At 63.4% G+C, this 14,259-nt stretch carries 18 protein-coding genes and 1 pseudogene; 5 read left to right on the top strand and 14 right to left on the bottom strand.

Going from position 1 to position 14,259, the window contains the following annotated elements:
* Positions 1 to 373: pseudogene (locus OXS49_RS29475) on the bottom strand (hypothetical protein); the annotation flags it as partial.
* 864 nt (positions 374 to 1,237) lie between these two features.
* On the opposite strand from OXS49_RS29475, the gene OXS49_RS29470 reads away from it, so the two are divergent.
* Complete coding sequence (locus OXS49_RS29470) at positions 1,238 to 2,779, top strand: sensor domain-containing diguanylate cyclase (RefSeq protein WP_267428198.1); 1,542 nt, start codon at positions 1,238 to 1,240, stop codon at positions 2,777 to 2,779.
* Positions 2,780 to 3,018: 239 nt separating this feature from the next.
* On the opposite strand, the gene OXS49_RS29465 is transcribed toward OXS49_RS29470, so the two are convergent.
* Both OXS49_RS29465 and OXS49_RS29460 read right to left on the bottom strand, forming a co-directional pair.
* Positions 3,019 to 3,162, bottom strand: a complete 144-nt coding sequence (locus tag OXS49_RS29465) for a hypothetical protein (protein ID WP_267428197.1) — start codon at positions 3,160 to 3,162, stop codon at positions 3,019 to 3,021.
* Positions 3,163 to 3,737: 575 nt separating this feature from the next.
* Complete coding sequence (locus OXS49_RS29460; protein ID WP_267428196.1) at positions 3,738 to 3,920, bottom strand: hypothetical protein; 183 nt, start codon at positions 3,918 to 3,920, stop codon at positions 3,738 to 3,740.
* Positions 3,921 to 3,985: 65 nt separating this feature from the next.
* Here OXS49_RS29460 and OXS49_RS29455 point away from each other — a divergent pair, with 65 nt between their 5' ends.
* Complete coding sequence (locus OXS49_RS29455) at positions 3,986 to 4,411, top strand: hypothetical protein (protein WP_267428195.1); 426 nt, start codon at positions 3,986 to 3,988, stop codon at positions 4,409 to 4,411.
* Between the two features lie 130 nt (positions 4,412 to 4,541).
* Here OXS49_RS29455 and OXS49_RS29450 read toward each other — a convergent pair whose 3' ends face one another.
* The 5 genes from OXS49_RS29450 to OXS49_RS29430 all read right to left on the bottom strand — a co-directional run bounded on the left by OXS49_RS29450 (position 4,542) and on the right by OXS49_RS29430 (position 8,315).
* Positions 4,542 to 5,714, bottom strand: coding sequence for a YihY/virulence factor BrkB family protein (locus OXS49_RS29450; protein ID WP_267428194.1), 1,173 nt, complete (start codon positions 5,712 to 5,714; stop codon positions 4,542 to 4,544).
* A gap of 230 nt (positions 5,715 to 5,944) precedes the next feature.
* Complete coding sequence (locus OXS49_RS29445) at positions 5,945 to 6,736, bottom strand: EAL domain-containing protein (RefSeq protein ID WP_267428193.1); 792 nt, start codon at positions 6,734 to 6,736, stop codon at positions 5,945 to 5,947.
* Positions 6,737 to 6,885: 149 nt separating this feature from the next.
* Positions 6,886 to 7,080, bottom strand: a complete 195-nt coding sequence (locus OXS49_RS29440) for a DUF2934 domain-containing protein (RefSeq protein WP_267428192.1) — start codon at positions 7,078 to 7,080, stop codon at positions 6,886 to 6,888.
* A 159-nt stretch (positions 7,081 to 7,239) separates the two neighbouring features.
* Positions 7,240 to 7,467 (bottom strand): hypothetical protein, encoded by a 228-nt coding sequence (locus OXS49_RS29435; protein ID WP_267428191.1) that lies wholly within the window; start codon positions 7,465 to 7,467, stop codon positions 7,240 to 7,242.
* Positions 7,468 to 7,550: 83 nt separating this feature from the next.
* The gene (locus OXS49_RS29430) at positions 7,551 to 8,315 is read right to left on the bottom strand and encodes a hypothetical protein (protein ID WP_267428190.1); all 765 of its coding nucleotides are present in this window, start codon (positions 8,313 to 8,315) and stop codon (positions 7,551 to 7,553) included.
* Between the two features lie 405 nt (positions 8,316 to 8,720).
* Between OXS49_RS29430 and OXS49_RS29425 the strand changes: the two genes are divergently transcribed.
* Both OXS49_RS29425 and OXS49_RS29420 read left to right on the top strand, forming a co-directional pair.
* Positions 8,721 to 9,002, top strand: a complete 282-nt coding sequence (locus tag OXS49_RS29425; protein WP_267428189.1) for a type II toxin-antitoxin system RelE/ParE family toxin — start codon at positions 8,721 to 8,723, stop codon at positions 9,000 to 9,002.
* A gap of 78 nt (positions 9,003 to 9,080) precedes the next feature.
* A complete protein-coding gene (locus OXS49_RS29420) occupies positions 9,081 to 9,488 on the top strand; it encodes a HigA family addiction module antitoxin (RefSeq protein WP_346016978.1) in 408 nt (135 codons plus the stop codon).
* Between the two features lie 213 nt (positions 9,489 to 9,701).
* Here OXS49_RS29420 and uraD read toward each other — a convergent pair whose 3' ends face one another.
* The 6 genes from uraD to OXS49_RS29390 form a co-directional block, all read right to left on the bottom strand.
* Positions 9,702 to 10,220: a 2-oxo-4-hydroxy-4-carboxy-5-ureidoimidazoline decarboxylase gene (uraD, locus tag OXS49_RS29415; protein ID WP_267428188.1), complete on the bottom strand. Its 519-nt coding sequence runs from the start codon at positions 10,218 to 10,220 to the stop codon at positions 9,702 to 9,704.
* A gap of 6 nt (positions 10,221 to 10,226) precedes the next feature.
* Complete coding sequence (gene uraH / locus OXS49_RS29410) at positions 10,227 to 10,580, bottom strand: hydroxyisourate hydrolase (RefSeq protein ID WP_267428187.1); 354 nt, start codon at positions 10,578 to 10,580, stop codon at positions 10,227 to 10,229.
* A gap of 62 nt (positions 10,581 to 10,642) precedes the next feature.
* Positions 10,643 to 11,167: a hydroxyisourate hydrolase gene (uraH, locus tag OXS49_RS29405; protein WP_267428186.1), complete on the bottom strand. Its 525-nt coding sequence runs from the start codon at positions 11,165 to 11,167 to the stop codon at positions 10,643 to 10,645.
* 24 nt (positions 11,168 to 11,191) lie between these two features.
* On the bottom strand, positions 11,192 to 12,559 hold the full coding sequence (locus OXS49_RS29400; protein ID WP_267428185.1) for an MFS transporter: 1,368 nt from the start codon (positions 12,557 to 12,559) through the stop codon (positions 11,192 to 11,194).
* A 317-nt stretch (positions 12,560 to 12,876) separates the two neighbouring features.
* Positions 12,877 to 13,281: a hypothetical protein gene (locus OXS49_RS29395; protein ID WP_267428184.1), complete on the bottom strand. Its 405-nt coding sequence runs from the start codon at positions 13,279 to 13,281 to the stop codon at positions 12,877 to 12,879.
* A gap of 188 nt (positions 13,282 to 13,469) precedes the next feature.
* Complete coding sequence (locus OXS49_RS29390; protein ID WP_267428183.1) at positions 13,470 to 13,760, bottom strand: hypothetical protein; 291 nt, start codon at positions 13,758 to 13,760, stop codon at positions 13,470 to 13,472.
* Positions 13,761 to 13,846: 86 nt separating this feature from the next.
* Between OXS49_RS29390 and OXS49_RS29385 the strand changes: the two genes are divergently transcribed.
* Positions 13,847 to 14,095: a helix-turn-helix transcriptional regulator gene (locus tag OXS49_RS29385; protein WP_267428182.1), complete on the top strand. Its 249-nt coding sequence runs from the start codon at positions 13,847 to 13,849 to the stop codon at positions 14,093 to 14,095.
* Positions 14,096 to 14,259 lie beyond the last annotated feature (164 nt).

Below are 14,259 nucleotides of genomic sequence, written 5' to 3'. Positions count from 1 at the left end.
TTCCCGTTTGCATCGGCGATGCTACAGGCGCTCGCGCTGCGATCCCGGGAGGGCCAACCGGTCCTTGTTGACCGCAGTTGCTGACGACAGCCTCGTGGGTCCTGCCCTCAATCTCTGCGGCGATGATGCAGCGGGCGGGGTGGTAGACCAGCTCGTACTGGAACTTGCCCGTCTCGTCGGACTGGGTAGTGAAGCGACCATCCAACGAGACAGGCGTGTGCGGCCGCTCTGTGGTGCCGACCACGTAGAGGCGGCCAGCCGCGATCGCGGCGATCGTTATGTCGGACGCAGCTTGCGCGGATTGGCACGCGACGGATCCGATCATACTCGTGGCTACCGCGGCCACGGCGAGAGCCAGCACGTGGGTGCGCATGAGAGGCCTCCGATCGATTACTCCAGCGCTCCTGCAACGTGGACGACCGGCGCCGTCGGGCCGCCGGGCAAGCTCGTGACGACCTCTGCGCTCTGATCTCGCGTCATCGCGTCTGTGAACGCTAGGAGAGCGACAAGGAGCGCCGCAACCATGAGACAGCGGATGACTGCAGCGCAGGTAAGCCTCAGGGGCCTTGAGGGCGCTCTGCGGCAGCTCGTTAAAGACACGGAAGCGGCGTGCAGGCGGCCGTCACGACGTCCCATCGCGCCGCTCAAGGTACTGCTCGGCCTGAAGCCGGGTCAGGCCCGCGACGATTGCTTTAGCGCCGCGGTAAACGGTCCAAGTGCCATCGATTGTCGGCCGGATACGGATCATCTCGAACCCTCCCTCAAATTACCGAGGCGCGACGCTGGTGCTGAGCAGCCCGTCGGATCGCACGAGCATTGTGCAAGCGCCGCATCTGCTCCTGAAGCGTCACATCCCCTTGTAGAGGATGGACAATCATCAGTGGCGATCGATACTCGACGACCGGGTCAGCCGGCTGCCGATAGATTGGTTTCATGGCACGCCTCCCGTATTCGAACTACGCAGAAGCTTAACCATTCGTTAACTTCTGGCAAGGCGACTCGTTGCTCGAATTTCGGGCATTCCGGCAGTTGGGTCGAAATCAGCGTCTGATACTTCGTACTGATAGCTCTGTTGCCGCCTGCGAAGCCTCAGCGCCACGCATCCCGCTCGGTCCGCATGGCCTCAACGAGCGCGTGCATGTTGCCGGCGTCGATGGCGGTCTCCGCGAGCGTGAAGGGATCGATTAAGACTCAGTATGCCACCGTTGCGTTGGTGGGCGTAATCGCGAGGTGCACGATGCCTTCGCTGCAGCGACTGACGCGCCCGCTCCGCTCTGCCCGCACCTGGATCGCGCTCGGTGTCCTGGCGCCCCTCGGCATGGTCATGGTGTCCGGCGTCATGCTGCTCGATTTGCGGCAGGATGCTTGGGACAAGGCCGAGCAAACCTCTAAGAACCTCCTTCAGGTCCTTGAACGCGACATCGCTCGCAACATCGAGATGTACGATCTCTCGCTGCGCGCCGTGGTCGATAACCTCAAAACCCCCGGACTCGATCAGCTCAGCCCCGCACTTCGCCAGCTCGTCCTGTTCGATCGCGCTGCTACGGCCCGGGACCTGGGCGTCATGCTCGTCCTCGACGAGAACGGCGACAGCATCATCGACGCGAGTACCCTGTCCGCGCGCAAGGTGAACAACGCTGACCGTGCCTACTTTCAAGCGCACAAGGCCCGGTCAGATCTCGGCCTCTACATCAGTGAACCGCTGGTCTCCCACCTGACGGGCACCCGCATCCTCGTGCTCAGCCGGCGCATCGACAAGCCCGACGGCACGTTCGGAGGCGTAGTCCTAGGCACCCTGAAGCTGTCCTTCTTCACGCGCCTGTTCGACCGGATTGGCCTCGGGCGAGATGGAGCGATCAACCTGTACCTGCATGATGGTACGCGGGTGATCCGCCACCCCTACGCCGAGGCAGATATCGGCGTGAATATAGCGGGTGGTCCGAACTTCGCGCGGTTCGTGGGCAGCCGCAGTGGCAGGTTTGTCGGTCCGTCAGTGCGCGACGGCGTGGAGCGGTTCTACACCTTCATGCAGGTGGGAGATCTGCCGATGGTCCTCAACGTGGCCCTTGCCGCGAGAGAGATCGAGGCCGAGTGGCGTCAGAAGGCTCTGGTGATCAGCGTCATCGTGCTGCTGCTATGTGGTCTGACCGTCGCGCTGTCGCTGCTGTTCGAGCGTGAACTGCGCCGCCGATCGGCGATGCAGGCCGAACTCGCCAAGCTGTCGCTGACGGACGTTTTGACGGGCCTGCCGAACCGCCGTGCGTTCGAGGACGCCTTCACCCGGGCGGCGGTCGGCGCGAAGCGTTTGGGTAAGCCACTCTCCCTGCTGATCGTCGATGCAGACCACTTCAAGCTCTTCAACGATCGCTATGGCCATCAGGTTGGGGATGAGGTGCTGCGGGGCTTGGCACGCTGTCTGTCGGCGAGCGTGCACCGGCCACAGGATCATGTCAGCCGGATCGGTGGCGAGGAGTTCGCACTGCTCCTCTCAGACACGGACGAGGTAGGTGCGCGTCGCATCGCAGAGAAGGTCCATGCCGAAGTGTCGACACTAGCGATCGGCGCAGCTGATATTGGCGCAGGTGCGGTCACGGTGAGCATAGGGCTTGCGACCGCCCTGCCGACAAGCGCGACGGGCGCAGCGATGACGGACCTCTACCGCTTGGCGGATGAAGCTCTGTACGAGGCTAAAGCCGGTGGTCGGAACCAGACCCGCTGTGCGACGCCGCATGAGCCAGCTGTGGCTCCTCTGAAGCAGGTGCTTCGCTTGATGCGCTGAGCAAGAGCGTGCGCCCTTCCTCCGCGTCTTACCGCTACGCTTTTTTCACGCTCGGTGGTCCGCTGAAATTAGATACATACACCGGCACGCCTTCGCTCCACCCACAGGCGGTTGCCTGAAGGCGGCTCGGCCGCGCCGCCCGATCTGATCACGGGCTGGCGGGGGAGGTCGTCCGATCTCACCAGCGGTGAGCCTGACCGTTACGCGACGCGGCTCGATAGCATCATGCCGGTGGCGGGTTAGCGCGCGATTAGCTGCGCCCGTGGGCCCTTGTGCCGGAACAGGCCACGCACGAGGCGGAAGGGCAGGCGTACCAGCTTGTAGGCTGCGTGGGCGGCCATGACGGCGATGACGGCTAGCAGGGCCAACAGGGTGTTGCGCATGCGGGTACTCCCGGCGGCACAACACGACGGGCCGCCCCGTCATTGCGCCCAAGTGGCGCGCTGATCGCAGCAGAACTGTGATGCTGGCCGAGCTGCCGCGACTGCGCCGGCGAGGCCGCACCAAGGCCCATCGCAAGCCTAGCCCCGGTGCTGCTCTTCCGGCGCGCGGCCGAGGCCGATCGCTGAGGGTATGGTGGCGCGGGGCGGTTAAAAGATCCTGTGCGAAGGCCGCGCCATCGAAATGGCTGAGCGGTTCAGGTCACATGCGGGACCGACGCATGAGGTGACGCCGATGGCGCTTCATGTGCCGCATGCTCATCATGCCGCGCTGGCCACCCATCCGCTTCTCTGACGGGCTTTTCACGCTTCCAGGGTTGTTCATGTTGCTTTGAGCACTGCCACTGCCACCGCCGGCCGGCATCTGAGCGAGAGCCGCCCCTGTGACGGCGAGCGTCAGCGCAGCCGCAAGGGCTAAGGTCTTCATCATGGCGTTTCCTCCAGACGGATCGGTTCGACCAGTCCGGATCTGAACGTTAGCCCGGTAGCTATCGTTCAGACGCTCGTCATGGCTGCGATCACAAATCGCGCTTGCGACGCAGCCGGAGAGCCAGGATCAGCGCGCCAGGCCAGAACGCGAGGCTGAGGAGGGCTATCGGGACGATGGGGTGCCCTTTCCACCAGACGATGACAACCGGCAGGAACAGGACCGGGATGGCCGCTGCGAGAAAGGCCCAGAATTGAAGGTCGGATAGGTCCATATGTGATCGGTAGCAGCGTTCCACGGCTACGCTTTCTTCACGACGGGTGGCACAGTCCGGCCACCATGCCGATCCGGCCCGAGCACCGCTTCTTCTACCCGATCGACTGGGCGCAGCTCTCGGCCGTGATCCGGTTCGGGCGGGCGAAAGGCTGCTGCGAGGGCTGCGGGCGGCCGCACGGGCGGATGGTCTATCATCTCGGAGACGGGCGCTGGTGGGACGCGGATGCCGGCCGGTGGCGCGACGGCTGGGGCAGGCGGATCCGGATCAAGTCGGACGCCGACATTCTCGGCCGCGCCCACCGAACCAAGGTCGTTCTGGCCGCTGCTCACCGGGACCACGACACCTCGAACAACGCGGATGGGAACATCGCGGCCTTCTGCCAGCGCTGCCACATGATCCGCGACCGGCCCGAGCATCAGCGGCGACGCTGGCGGACGTTGTTCCGGCGGAAGGCACTGGGTGACCTTTTCGGCGGCCCCTACGTCTGAGAGCCACCGCCTGAGACCCATTCACTTCCTTGCTATGACGAGGTTCGCGCTCTCGTAGGCGACTACGGTAGCAGCCATGATCCGGATCTGCTTCCCGCCGCACCTCATGCGGAGGCAGGACGCTAGGCCATCATTCCGCAGCTGCACCGACGCTATCGGCCATCTTTGCTCCCCGCGTACCGAGAGGCTGAACCTCGCCCACCGTCGTATCTTCGGCGGTCTGGTGCTCCGTTTCGGCGTTCATCTGGGCGCCCAGGAGCACGATCGTCGTAGAAATCCAGATCCACGTCATGAACCCAATCGCTGCTCCGAGCGAGCCATAGGTCTTGTTGTAGCTACCGAAGTGAGTGACGTACCACGAGAACAGTAGCGACCCCCCGAGCCAGAGCGCGCCCGCTACAGCGCTTCCTCCGGTGACCCACCGCCACTGCGGCGCATCTCGGCTTGGGCCATAGCGGTAGAGTAGAGCCAAGCCACCCAGCACAGCGAACAGTAACAAGGGCCAGCGCAGGAGCGAGAGCCACCATGCGGTCCCGCCGACACCGATGAAGTCAAAGACGATCGGCAGAACGACCACCGCTCCAAGGGCGATAATCAGGAATAGAAGCGCGCCCGCCGTGAAGCCGAGCGACACGAGGTTGAGCACGATGAAGTTACGCTTCTCCCGCTCGTTGTAGACAAGGTTCAGCGCGTCGAAGATGTGCTTCATCCCGCCGTTCGCGCTCCAAACGGACAGCACGATGCCGAAGAAGAGGCTGAACCCAAGTGTGGTGTCGCCCTTCTCGTTCAACTGTTTTACCTGCTCGCCGATGATCTCTAAGGCGCCTGACGGCAGGATGCCTTGAAGACTGGCGAGTTGATCGTTGATGGTCGAGGCGTCGGCCACGAGGCCGTAGACGGAGACCAGGGCGGCAACTGCTGGGAAGATCGCGAGCAGCGCGAAGAAGGTGACACCGGCTGACACCAGCATGATGCGGTTCTCACCGACGTCACGGTATGTTCGCAGCGCGATGTCCTTCCAGCCCTTGGCCGGGATCTCGGTCGGGCGCGTAGCTCGGCGTCCACGATCGGCCTGTGTGCGGGCTACCTCGTGAGCGGCGCTGCCGGTGTGAGTGGGCGAGGTCTGGCGTGCTGCTCCAGCTTCCTCATCCGATGCCTTGTTGCCGACGGACGCCGGGCGTGCTGTGCGCCGCGGGAGGGCTACGATGCCGAGAAGGGCGGTCGTGAGAGCTAAGGTCCAAGCGAGGGAGTTTCCCTCCTTCGCGGGGTCTGATCGCGTGTGGTCTGGGCGGGAAGGAGGCATCGAACATTCCCGCACGTGTCAGGCTGCGCCTTAGCGCTATGCTCGACAACGAAGCGTCGCTTGAGATGTTGCAGTGAACGGCCCTACGGCGAAATGTGTAGGAGCGCGAAGCTGATGCAGGCTACTTGCTCCTCCTGCGGATCGTAGGTCTGGCCGCGCTGCCTGGGCATGGGCTCAAGATGCCGGGGGCGGCTGTCGAAGCTGTGTCGACATAGGCGCCTCAGTCGCAGTCAGGCAGCATCGGACTGAGCAAGTGCTTGCGTCGATAGAGTGGAGCACGTGGGGAACTGGACCGCGGGCAGACTCGCCACTGCAGGCTTTGCGAAGAGGTAGCCCTGGAACAGCTGGATCCCGGCTGCGCGCAGAGCCGTCAGTTCGGCTTCCGTCTCGACACCTTCGGCGATCACCGCCACGTCAAGCTGGCGCGCCATCATGATTACACCGGTGACGATGGTCTGCCGTGCCGGTGAGGTCGCGATCCCTCGGATCATCTCCATGTCGAGTTTGATGATGTCGGGCTGGAAGCTCGCCAGCAGGTTCAGGCCAGCGTAGCCCGCACCAAAATCGTCCAAGGCGGTCACGAAACCCTGTTTGCGGTACTCGGCGATGATCCGCTGGACGTGAGACACGTCCGTCATGCGCTCGTTCTCGGTGAACTCGAACATGATCTGCTGATGTGCGAAGCCGACCCGACGCGCCGCCTCCAGCGTCGCCCGGATGCATGCGGATGGCTCATAGACGGCGTTGGGCATGAAGTTGATGGACAGACGGGTCTCGGCATCCTGAAATAGCTGGCCGGCAAGCTCGATGGCCTTCACGCGGCAAGCTTGATCGAACTTGTAACGGTTACCCTCATCGACCATGCCAAGGATCTGACCGGCACCTTGGCCTTCCGTACCTCTGACTAAAGCTTCGTAGCCCCAAACCGTACCTCGGTTTACGTCCACGATGGGGTGAAAAGCCATTGTGAACGTGAACGGTAGAGGTTTACCGTTTCGGCAACCTTGGCATCCAACTTTCATAGGTCCGCTCTGGCGCGCTATTTCGATCCGGCTAATAAGGCGCATTCTCCTATTAATTATCGGCTAAAACAGGCCAAAGCAGGATTTGGTAAAGCGATATATACAGTGCAGAATCTGCTAAAATCAGCACCACAGGCATCTAACATAAATTAAATTAGATCTGGAACGCTTTCTTTCGTCGAAGACTTGGACTTATCCGGCAGCGCCTTGCGCACCGCTTCCAGTTCACGCTTGGCCAAGAGCCAGAACTGTAGATCATAGCCTTCAGGTCGATGATGTCGGTCCCAGATATCGTGGGCTCGGGCGCGGATCTGCTCATCTGTGATTTGGTCGTCAGGTTCCATCAAGCCTGTCTGTATTTTCCACAGAGGCCAGCCAGGATCTGGCTGAAGCCGCAACGGCCATGAGTCGGCGCCTGCGGTTCCTTTTCCCCGCCGCACCGACCCTCGCGCGGCTGCTTCTCTAACAGACCTCGCCCGGTTTGACGCCTGTCCCGAGCAGCCTCAAGCGACCTCGGCCAACAGGCGTTCCATCTGCACGTCAGCCAGATAGTTCATCAGGCGATCGGCCATGTCGGGGCTGGTGCACTCGACCGAGATCGGCACTGGCAAAAATGTCGGTGCGACGGTCGCAATGACGGACTCAGCCTTCAGCGCAGCCTCGCGCGCCGAGGATGCGGCAAGGAGCCGTGCACCGTGAGGTGTGTCGATCAGGATTGCGATGCTGGCCATGTCGCCCTCAACGGGTCAGCCGCGAGAACCGTTTCGTCTTCGACCCATCTTTCCTGTCCGCTCTGCCGAACACCTGCAGACCCTCACCGCATAGCTCGGCCCGTCCTACCACCCGCGAGAATTCTCACAGGATCGCTTCGGCGAGGGTCGCCTGCTGGCCCTCGGCAGCTTTCTTTCTTCGGTCCAGCATCCACAATCTGCCCTTGTGGATCTCCCGTATCCGTGGGGTGAGTCCTTTTGCACCCTATGCTGCCCAGCAGCCCCGGCGCTGCGGAACGTCCTCCCCTCCGAAGCCACTGCAGCCACTCCCGGCTGATGATCCGCACCACGTTCGTCTCGTTCTTCCGACCCTGGTGACGGCGCTCCTGGATGGTCAGCAGCCCGTCGCCCTCGGCCAGACGGATCGCGGCCTGAGCGAGTCGCCGGCACACACCGGCCCGGGCGGCGATGGCATCGATGCACAGCCCGCAGGCGCCGTGCCGGGCCATCTCGTCCCCGACGATGCGCAGGACCGCGAGCTGCCCAGTGGTGAACCTGCTGGCGATGGCTGGCGGCATCGGGCCGGAGCAGGCCAGCCGACGGCGACGCTCGATCGCCACGGATCGCTCAGGAGCCCGCTGGAGGCGCTTCGGCGGGAACAGCGTCACACGGCCAAGTGGGATGCCGACGGGCGCCACGGCCTCGCGGATCGCACTCCTGCGGGTGTGCAGGGTCTCAGCCAAGCCCTGCGCTTCTGAGTCGGTGACGGTCTCTGCGGCGTGAGCCTGCCAGATGGTGCGCGACAGGCTGTCGAGCTGCGCGAGTGTCCGCGCGCCCTCGATCGCCGACCGCATGGTGGCGTGAAACATCGATCCCGGTCCCTTACGGGCCGCGGCTAGGGTCCAGGCAAAGCCTTCCCGTTGACGGAAACGGGTTCCGTCTTGACTCCCGAGGGGAGTTCATGGCTTGTGGGGGACTGTCACATCCGGCCCACAAGGCCCCAGGTTTTCAGCAGCCTCTTCCTTGCCGGGAAGGGGCTGTTGGCTTGTCAGGGTCTATCTCGCGGCGATGGTCTCCTGAATGGCGGCCGCGACTCGCCGAGGCGGGACCGGCCGGAACGGTCCATGTCGGCCGGGCGGGACTGCCGAGTCAACGACACCGCCTAGCCGAACGGAACATCCCCCCATCGCATGCGTCAACGAGTGGTACAAGCCGCTTGACATTCACGTTGCATCAACTGATACATGTATCAATGACTGCAACAAGGGCGTGCGATGATCCAGGGTTTCCACGATAGGCTGACCGAGGATGTGTACCGAGGTCGATGCCCGAAAGGCTTCCCGCCGGACCTATTCCGAAGGGTCCGGGCCAAGCTCGGCGAGTTGGATGCAGCCGTTCAACTCAGTGACTTGGCGATGCCACCGGGAAACGGGCTGCATGCGCTCTTGAAAGACCGGGCAGGACAACATGCCATCGCTGTCAACAAGCAGTTTCGCTTATGCTTCGTATGGACGCCGCCTGGACCCGACCGAGTTGAGTTCACCGATTACCATTGAGGGGCGGTCCGCCGCCCCGACCCATCACTGCTGGTACTTCACTTGCTCGTGCCGCTCTGAAGTATGGGATGCCTACAGATGACCGATTTCACTCGGACCGCTGATGACGTCGCGAACGTCGCGGATTTGCGCCGGCTGCATGATGGCGCCACGGAGTTTGAGGTTCTACCGCCTCTCCATCCGGGGGAAATCCTGCGCGAGTCATTCATGGAGCCGCTAAGCCTGTCGGCTGGTGCCGTAGCGAAGGCGCTCGATCTTCCGCGGTCGCGTATCGAACGCATCGCGCGCGAGGAGATCGGCATCAGCACAGACACAGCCCTCAGGCTCGCCCGCTATTTTGGCACGACCCACCAGTTCTGGCTCAATCTGCAAACACGCTTTGAGAGCGAGGTGCTAATGGCCGAGATTGGGTCCGAGCTAGACCGGATCGCCCCAATCGCGCGATCCGACATGCCGGCGAATGCCTTGGAGCATTCACACCCATAGTTATGCCGGTACTACGCGAACGGGCCCTCTATTTGAAGCCAACTTACGGAGCATCATTTCCATGAGTGTTTGCCCCGCAAAGATGGAAGCCACTTTTGTAAGCACATCGTATGTGCCAGTACCGATCTCTACGAACAGCATCTGTGCCGTCCGGGAATACCAGTGCTCGACCTAGGGGTGTGGAGTGCGCTCGATGACAGACTGCCGCGCGGATCAGCTACTTGCCGTGCTCACCAGCCGATCGAGCCGCATCCGCGTGATCGCGGCGATTTCATCAAGGGCTGCAGACGCCTCGTCGTCCCGCGGGCGCAAGAGGCGCGCCTCAAACAGCGCGAGGATCTCGCTTCGGTCCCGGCCACGCACGGCAACGATGAACGGAAAGCCGAATTTCCGCCGATAGGCCAAGTTCAACTGGTCGAAGGTGTTCGCGTCCTCTTGCTGCATCCGGTCGAGCCCGGCGGCACCCTGCTCACTCACGGACTCGGCGGTCATTCTCTTCGCCCGCGCCTCCGGACCGGCGAGTTCCGGATGACCATTGAAGAAAGCCAGACGCCGATCTGGCTGGGCGGCGCGTACCGCATCCATCATCGCCGCGTGCAGGTCCGAGACGTCGGCAAATGGGCGGCTCAGCCAAGCCACCTCCGCCACCCAGGCGGCGTGTTCGAACACCCCACCGAGCAGGGCGACGAAGGCGTCCCTCTCCAGGCCGTTGACGGCGGCAATGTCGGGCACGGGGCCTCAGCTGCCGCGGTAGGTGGTGAAGCTGCCCGGCGCACACAGCATCGGCACGTGGTAATGCTGCTTGGCGTCGAAGATCGCGAAGCGCACCACGGGGTCGTCGATGAAGATGTCGGCCTCGGCCGTGCCAGACCGAGCCTTCAGGTAGTCAGTGACGTGGAACACCAGCTCGTACTGGCCGACCTTGGCCTCGTCGCCGGGCAGGATGGGCTTGTCGGTGCGCCCATCAGCGTTGGTGACGACGCTCTTCACGAAGCGCCACTTGCCGTCCTCCATCATCGAGAAGTCGATGCGCACCCCGCCGGCGGGACGGCCGCGGTCGGTGTCGAGGACGTGGGTCGAGATGCCGGCCATGATCTTCCGTGTCCTGAGCGAGAGATGGGGTCTATCCGTTCCGGGGATCGGCTGTATTGATCTCAGCTGCCGCGATAATACGAATAGCCCCAGGGTGTGAGCAGGACCGGGAGATGGTAACGCTGGCCGGTGTCAAGGATCTGGAAGCGGATCGGCACGAGGCTCAGGAAGTTCGGGCTGGGTAGCTTCACACCGAGCTTCGAAAAATATTCCTCGAAATGCATCACCAGCTCGTAGTGGCCAGCCTTGAAAGCGTCGTTGACGAGCACCGGGTCGGCAGGGCGCCCGGTCGCCGTAGTGGTGATGGTTTTGAGTAGCTTGTAGCCCTCGCCGTCGAGCATCGCGAGGTCGCAGACCATGCCGGCGGCGGGCGTGCCATGGAAATTGTCGATGGCATGCAGGGTCAACCGCGGCGAGAGGCCGGTCTGCGAAGTCGGGGCGGTGGTTAGCGCGCCAGGTTTGGCCGGAGGGCTCGTGGGTATGCCCTGAGCCATCACCGCGCTTGCGGAAGCCACCGCCGCGGTGCCGAGGCCGACACCTACGAGGCTGCGCCGTGTCAGTTCGGATCGGTTTGAGGGATGATCCAAGGTTGGCTCCTGGTGTCGGTAAGACTACGCCGGCTCGTGCGCGGCTCGGGCCGTCGCGCGCCGCTCCTGTTCCGGGGGCGCGGACGGGACGAAGGCGAGGATCAGCGCGAGGGTGAGTGCCTCGACGGCCGCGACGATCCATAGGCCGATCGAGACCGAGCCGGTGTGCTCGCGCAGGTAGCCCATCACCGTTGGGGCGCCGAAGCCCGCGAGGTTGGCTACCGAGTTGATGAGCGCGATGCCGGCCGCCGCGGCCGAACCGGTCAGAAAGCGCCCCGGGATCTGCCAGAAGACCGGGATCGCGCTCATTGTGCCGACGATCCCCACCGCGAGCGCGATCATCGCCAGGATAGGGCTGCTGGATATGAGAAGGCCGGTCAGCGCAATCGCAGCGGCGCCAACGAACGCCGCCACGCCGCAATGCAGGCGTGCCTCGCCCGAGCGGTCCGAGTCGCGCCCGTTGAGGATCATCCCAGCACCGCCGCAAAGGTAGGCCGCCGACATGATCCAGCCGACGGTGAGCGGATCAGTGAAGCCGGCGTCGCGCACCACGCTCGGTCCGAAGAAAGTCAGCGCCGAGTTTGCCGTGACGATGCAGAAGAAGATCGCGATGCATTGCCAGACGCGGACGTCCTTCAGCGAGGCAAGGATGCGGTGCTCGCGCGAGCCCTGGGCGGCCGCATCGCGGGCTAGGTCGGCCTCGACCAGCGACCGCTGTTCGGGCGTCAGCCAGTTGGCCTTGGACGGCCGGTCGGTCAGGTAGAGCAGCGTGACAACGCCCGCGAGGATCGAGGGGATGCCCTCTAGCAGAAACACCCACTGCCAGCCCGCCCAGCCGTTGACGCCGTTCATGCCATTGAGGATGCCGCCGGCGAGCGGGCCGCCGATGACGCCGGCCAGCGCCGAGGCCGACATGAACAAGCCGAACACCTTGGCACGCCGCTCGGTCGGGTACCAATAGGTCAGGAACAGGATGACGCCAGGGTAGAACCCAGCCTCGAAGACCCCAAGGAAAAAACGGAGCACATAGAAGAAAGCGGGCGTGGTGACGAACATCATTGCCACGCAGCAGATCCCCCACAGGAAGGTGATCCGCGCGATGGTCTTCCGGGCGCCGATGTACTCCAACAACAGATTACTCGGCACCTCGCAAATGAAGTAGCCGATAAAGAAAATCCCAGCTCCGATGCCGTAGACGGTCTCACTGAATTTGAGGTCGGCCAGCATCTGAAGCTTGGCGAAGCCGATATTTACCCGGTCGATCCAAGACAGAACCCAGAGGCCCATCAGGAACGGCAGCAGCCGCAAGGTGATCCGGCGGTAAGTATTGTCAAGGGCGGCAGGCGTATTGAGGGCCGGCGTATCAGAAGCTGAATACGACTGGATAGCCATCGATCACCCCTGAAGATCCAACACATTACCTGTGTCGACGGATAAGCCCACTTGGCTGCTGCAATATACGAGCCAGCACTCCATACGGCTTGATAATTGGTCCTCACCCTGCAGGTTGTCTGCTGAAACGCTCCGATGGCAAACGGGGGATTTTGTCAGTTTGATAACTCGCCTGTTCGGCAGACCGACAGCGGCGTGATTTGTGTACTCTGAGGCATAGTCGAAGGCACCTTGAAAGGCCGCCACCAGCGCATCACCGGTCACCCGCTACCAGGCGTCAAGCCAACTACTGTTCCCCACCCGCATCGGACCCTGCATCAGGCGCGCTCCAGCAGGTCGACGAGGAAGGAGCCGGCCGCCGCGACGACGTTGCCCGTGCCCCGCCAAGGGAGGATCTCAGCCGCCGGCGATAGCTCGGTCGCCACTTCCGGCACCACGGTCTCGGCCGCCTCACCCTCACGGTCCTGATCTGTTCCGCGTAACCAAGTAACCTGTGATCCTTGGTTCTCAGGAGCAGCCAGAGAGGGCTCGTCGTCCCCGCCGTCCTCGTGGTCAGCATCGCCGTCCATAAGGTCGAGCACGGCGATGATCCGATCCGCCGCGTCGAGGGCGGTTTGCGCCGCTTCCTCTAGGCTGGCCCGCAGCGCGAAACCGGCGAGCGGCACCGGGGTCGGAGGGGCGACCGGCTTCGGACGCTGGGTGAAGGTGAGCACGTCGCCCATGGGAGTGTCTCAGGTCTTGATTGGGGATGGCCCGGCTGATCCGGCCGGGGCGGTACGCACGGCTACGGAGGAGGTCGGGGCGGTCAGCCGCCCCAAGCCTTGGCGATCTCGGCACGCATTCCAGGCGCATGCCGCAGGCTGCCCTCGCACATGAGTTCGTACCGGATCAGGCCTGCGGGATCAGGGGATCAGTGCGCAGCGGCGCGGTGGGCGGCTTTGGCGACCTGCCAAGCGGCCTTGAGAGCGGAGGACATCGCCACGCGGCGGGAGACGCCGCAGCGCTCCATGATGCCGGGCGCGGCGCGGCAGGCAGCGGCCATGATGGCGGCACGGTCGTACTGGCCGGCGACGACGAGGGGGCGCTTGCTGGCGCCGAACTGGATGAAGGCGCGGGCGGACAGCAGGCCGGCGGGGATCTTGGGCTTGCTGTCGTGCAGCGAGCGGGAGAGGCGGGTCCAGGAGACGGAGCGGTGGGACATAGCAAAGCTCGCTTGAAGCAACCTTGCTCTTTTGGTATAACTTCACTTCAGACTAGTCAACTCCAAAAGCGTAAGGTTGCTCAAAAATGGCAATTACACGGGACCAGTGCCGAGCTGGCCGCGCTCTTTTGGAGTGGACTCAGGACCACCTCGCAAAGGTGTCGAACGTCTCCAAGAAGACGCTGGCCGACTTTGAAGCCGGGAAGCGAACCCCCTACGATCGCACGCTGGCCGATCTTGAGCGCGCCCTGGAGGGCGCCGGTCTTGAATTCATCCCTGAGAACGGCGGAGGGGCCGGGATCCGGTTCCGGGGGCGGAAGGGGCAGCCACTGTGACCAGCAGCTCCGCTTGGCTCGTGATCGTTGCACTGATTGCCATCGTCGCCATAGGAGGAGTCATCTACTTCATAGCCGCCCGGCATGATTGACCTGCGCCGCTTGCCAGCTTTGGATATACGCGGAGAACGAACTTCAGGGAGCTGAGCGGGATGATCACGGGC

The sequence above is a fragment of the Methylobacterium sp. GC_Met_2 genome (assembly GCF_026540795.1).
Classification (GTDB): Bacteria; Pseudomonadota; Alphaproteobacteria; order Rhizobiales; family Beijerinckiaceae; genus Methylobacterium.
This window is presented reverse-complemented; position numbering and strand designations above follow the sequence as displayed.

Coding starts and splice junctions, on each gene's coding strand:
- OXS49_RS29470 (WP_267428198.1), top strand. CDS start 1,238: ATGCCTTCGCTGCAGCGACTGACGCGCCCGCTCCGCTCTGCCCGCACC.
- OXS49_RS29465 (WP_267428197.1), bottom strand. CDS start 3,162: ATGCGCAACACCCTGTTGGCCCTGCTAGCCGTCATCGCCGTCATGGCC.
- OXS49_RS29460 (WP_267428196.1), bottom strand. CDS start 3,920: ATGGACCTATCCGACCTTCAATTCTGGGCCTTTCTCGCAGCGGCCATC.
- OXS49_RS29455 (WP_267428195.1), top strand. CDS start 3,986: ATGCCGATCCGGCCCGAGCACCGCTTCTTCTACCCGATCGACTGGGCG.
- OXS49_RS29450 (WP_267428194.1), bottom strand. CDS start 5,714: ATGCCTCCTTCCCGCCCAGACCACACGCGATCAGACCCCGCGAAGGAG.
- OXS49_RS29445 (WP_267428193.1), bottom strand. CDS start 6,736: ATGAAAGTTGGATGCCAAGGTTGCCGAAACGGTAAACCTCTACCGTTC.
- OXS49_RS29440 (WP_267428192.1), bottom strand. CDS start 7,080: ATGGAACCTGACGACCAAATCACAGATGAGCAGATCCGCGCCCGAGCC.
- OXS49_RS29435 (WP_267428191.1), bottom strand. CDS start 7,467: ATGGCCAGCATCGCAATCCTGATCGACACACCTCACGGTGCACGGCTC.
- OXS49_RS29430 (WP_267428190.1), bottom strand. CDS start 8,315: ATGTTTCACGCCACCATGCGGTCGGCGATCGAGGGCGCGCGGACACTC.
- OXS49_RS29425 (WP_267428189.1), top strand. CDS start 8,721: ATGATCCAGGGTTTCCACGATAGGCTGACCGAGGATGTGTACCGAGGT.
- OXS49_RS29420 (WP_346016978.1), top strand. CDS start 9,081: ATGACCGATTTCACTCGGACCGCTGATGACGTCGCGAACGTCGCGGAT.
- uraH (WP_267428187.1), bottom strand. CDS start 10,580: ATGGCCGGCATCTCGACCCACGTCCTCGACACCGACCGCGGCCGTCCC.
- OXS49_RS29400 (WP_267428185.1), bottom strand. CDS start 12,559: ATGGCTATCCAGTCGTATTCAGCTTCTGATACGCCGGCCCTCAATACG.
- OXS49_RS29395 (WP_267428184.1), bottom strand. CDS start 13,281: ATGGGCGACGTGCTCACCTTCACCCAGCGTCCGAAGCCGGTCGCCCCT.
- OXS49_RS29390 (WP_267428183.1), bottom strand. CDS start 13,760: ATGTCCCACCGCTCCGTCTCCTGGACCCGCCTCTCCCGCTCGCTGCAC.
- OXS49_RS29385 (WP_267428182.1), top strand. CDS start 13,847: ATGGCAATTACACGGGACCAGTGCCGAGCTGGCCGCGCTCTTTTGGAG.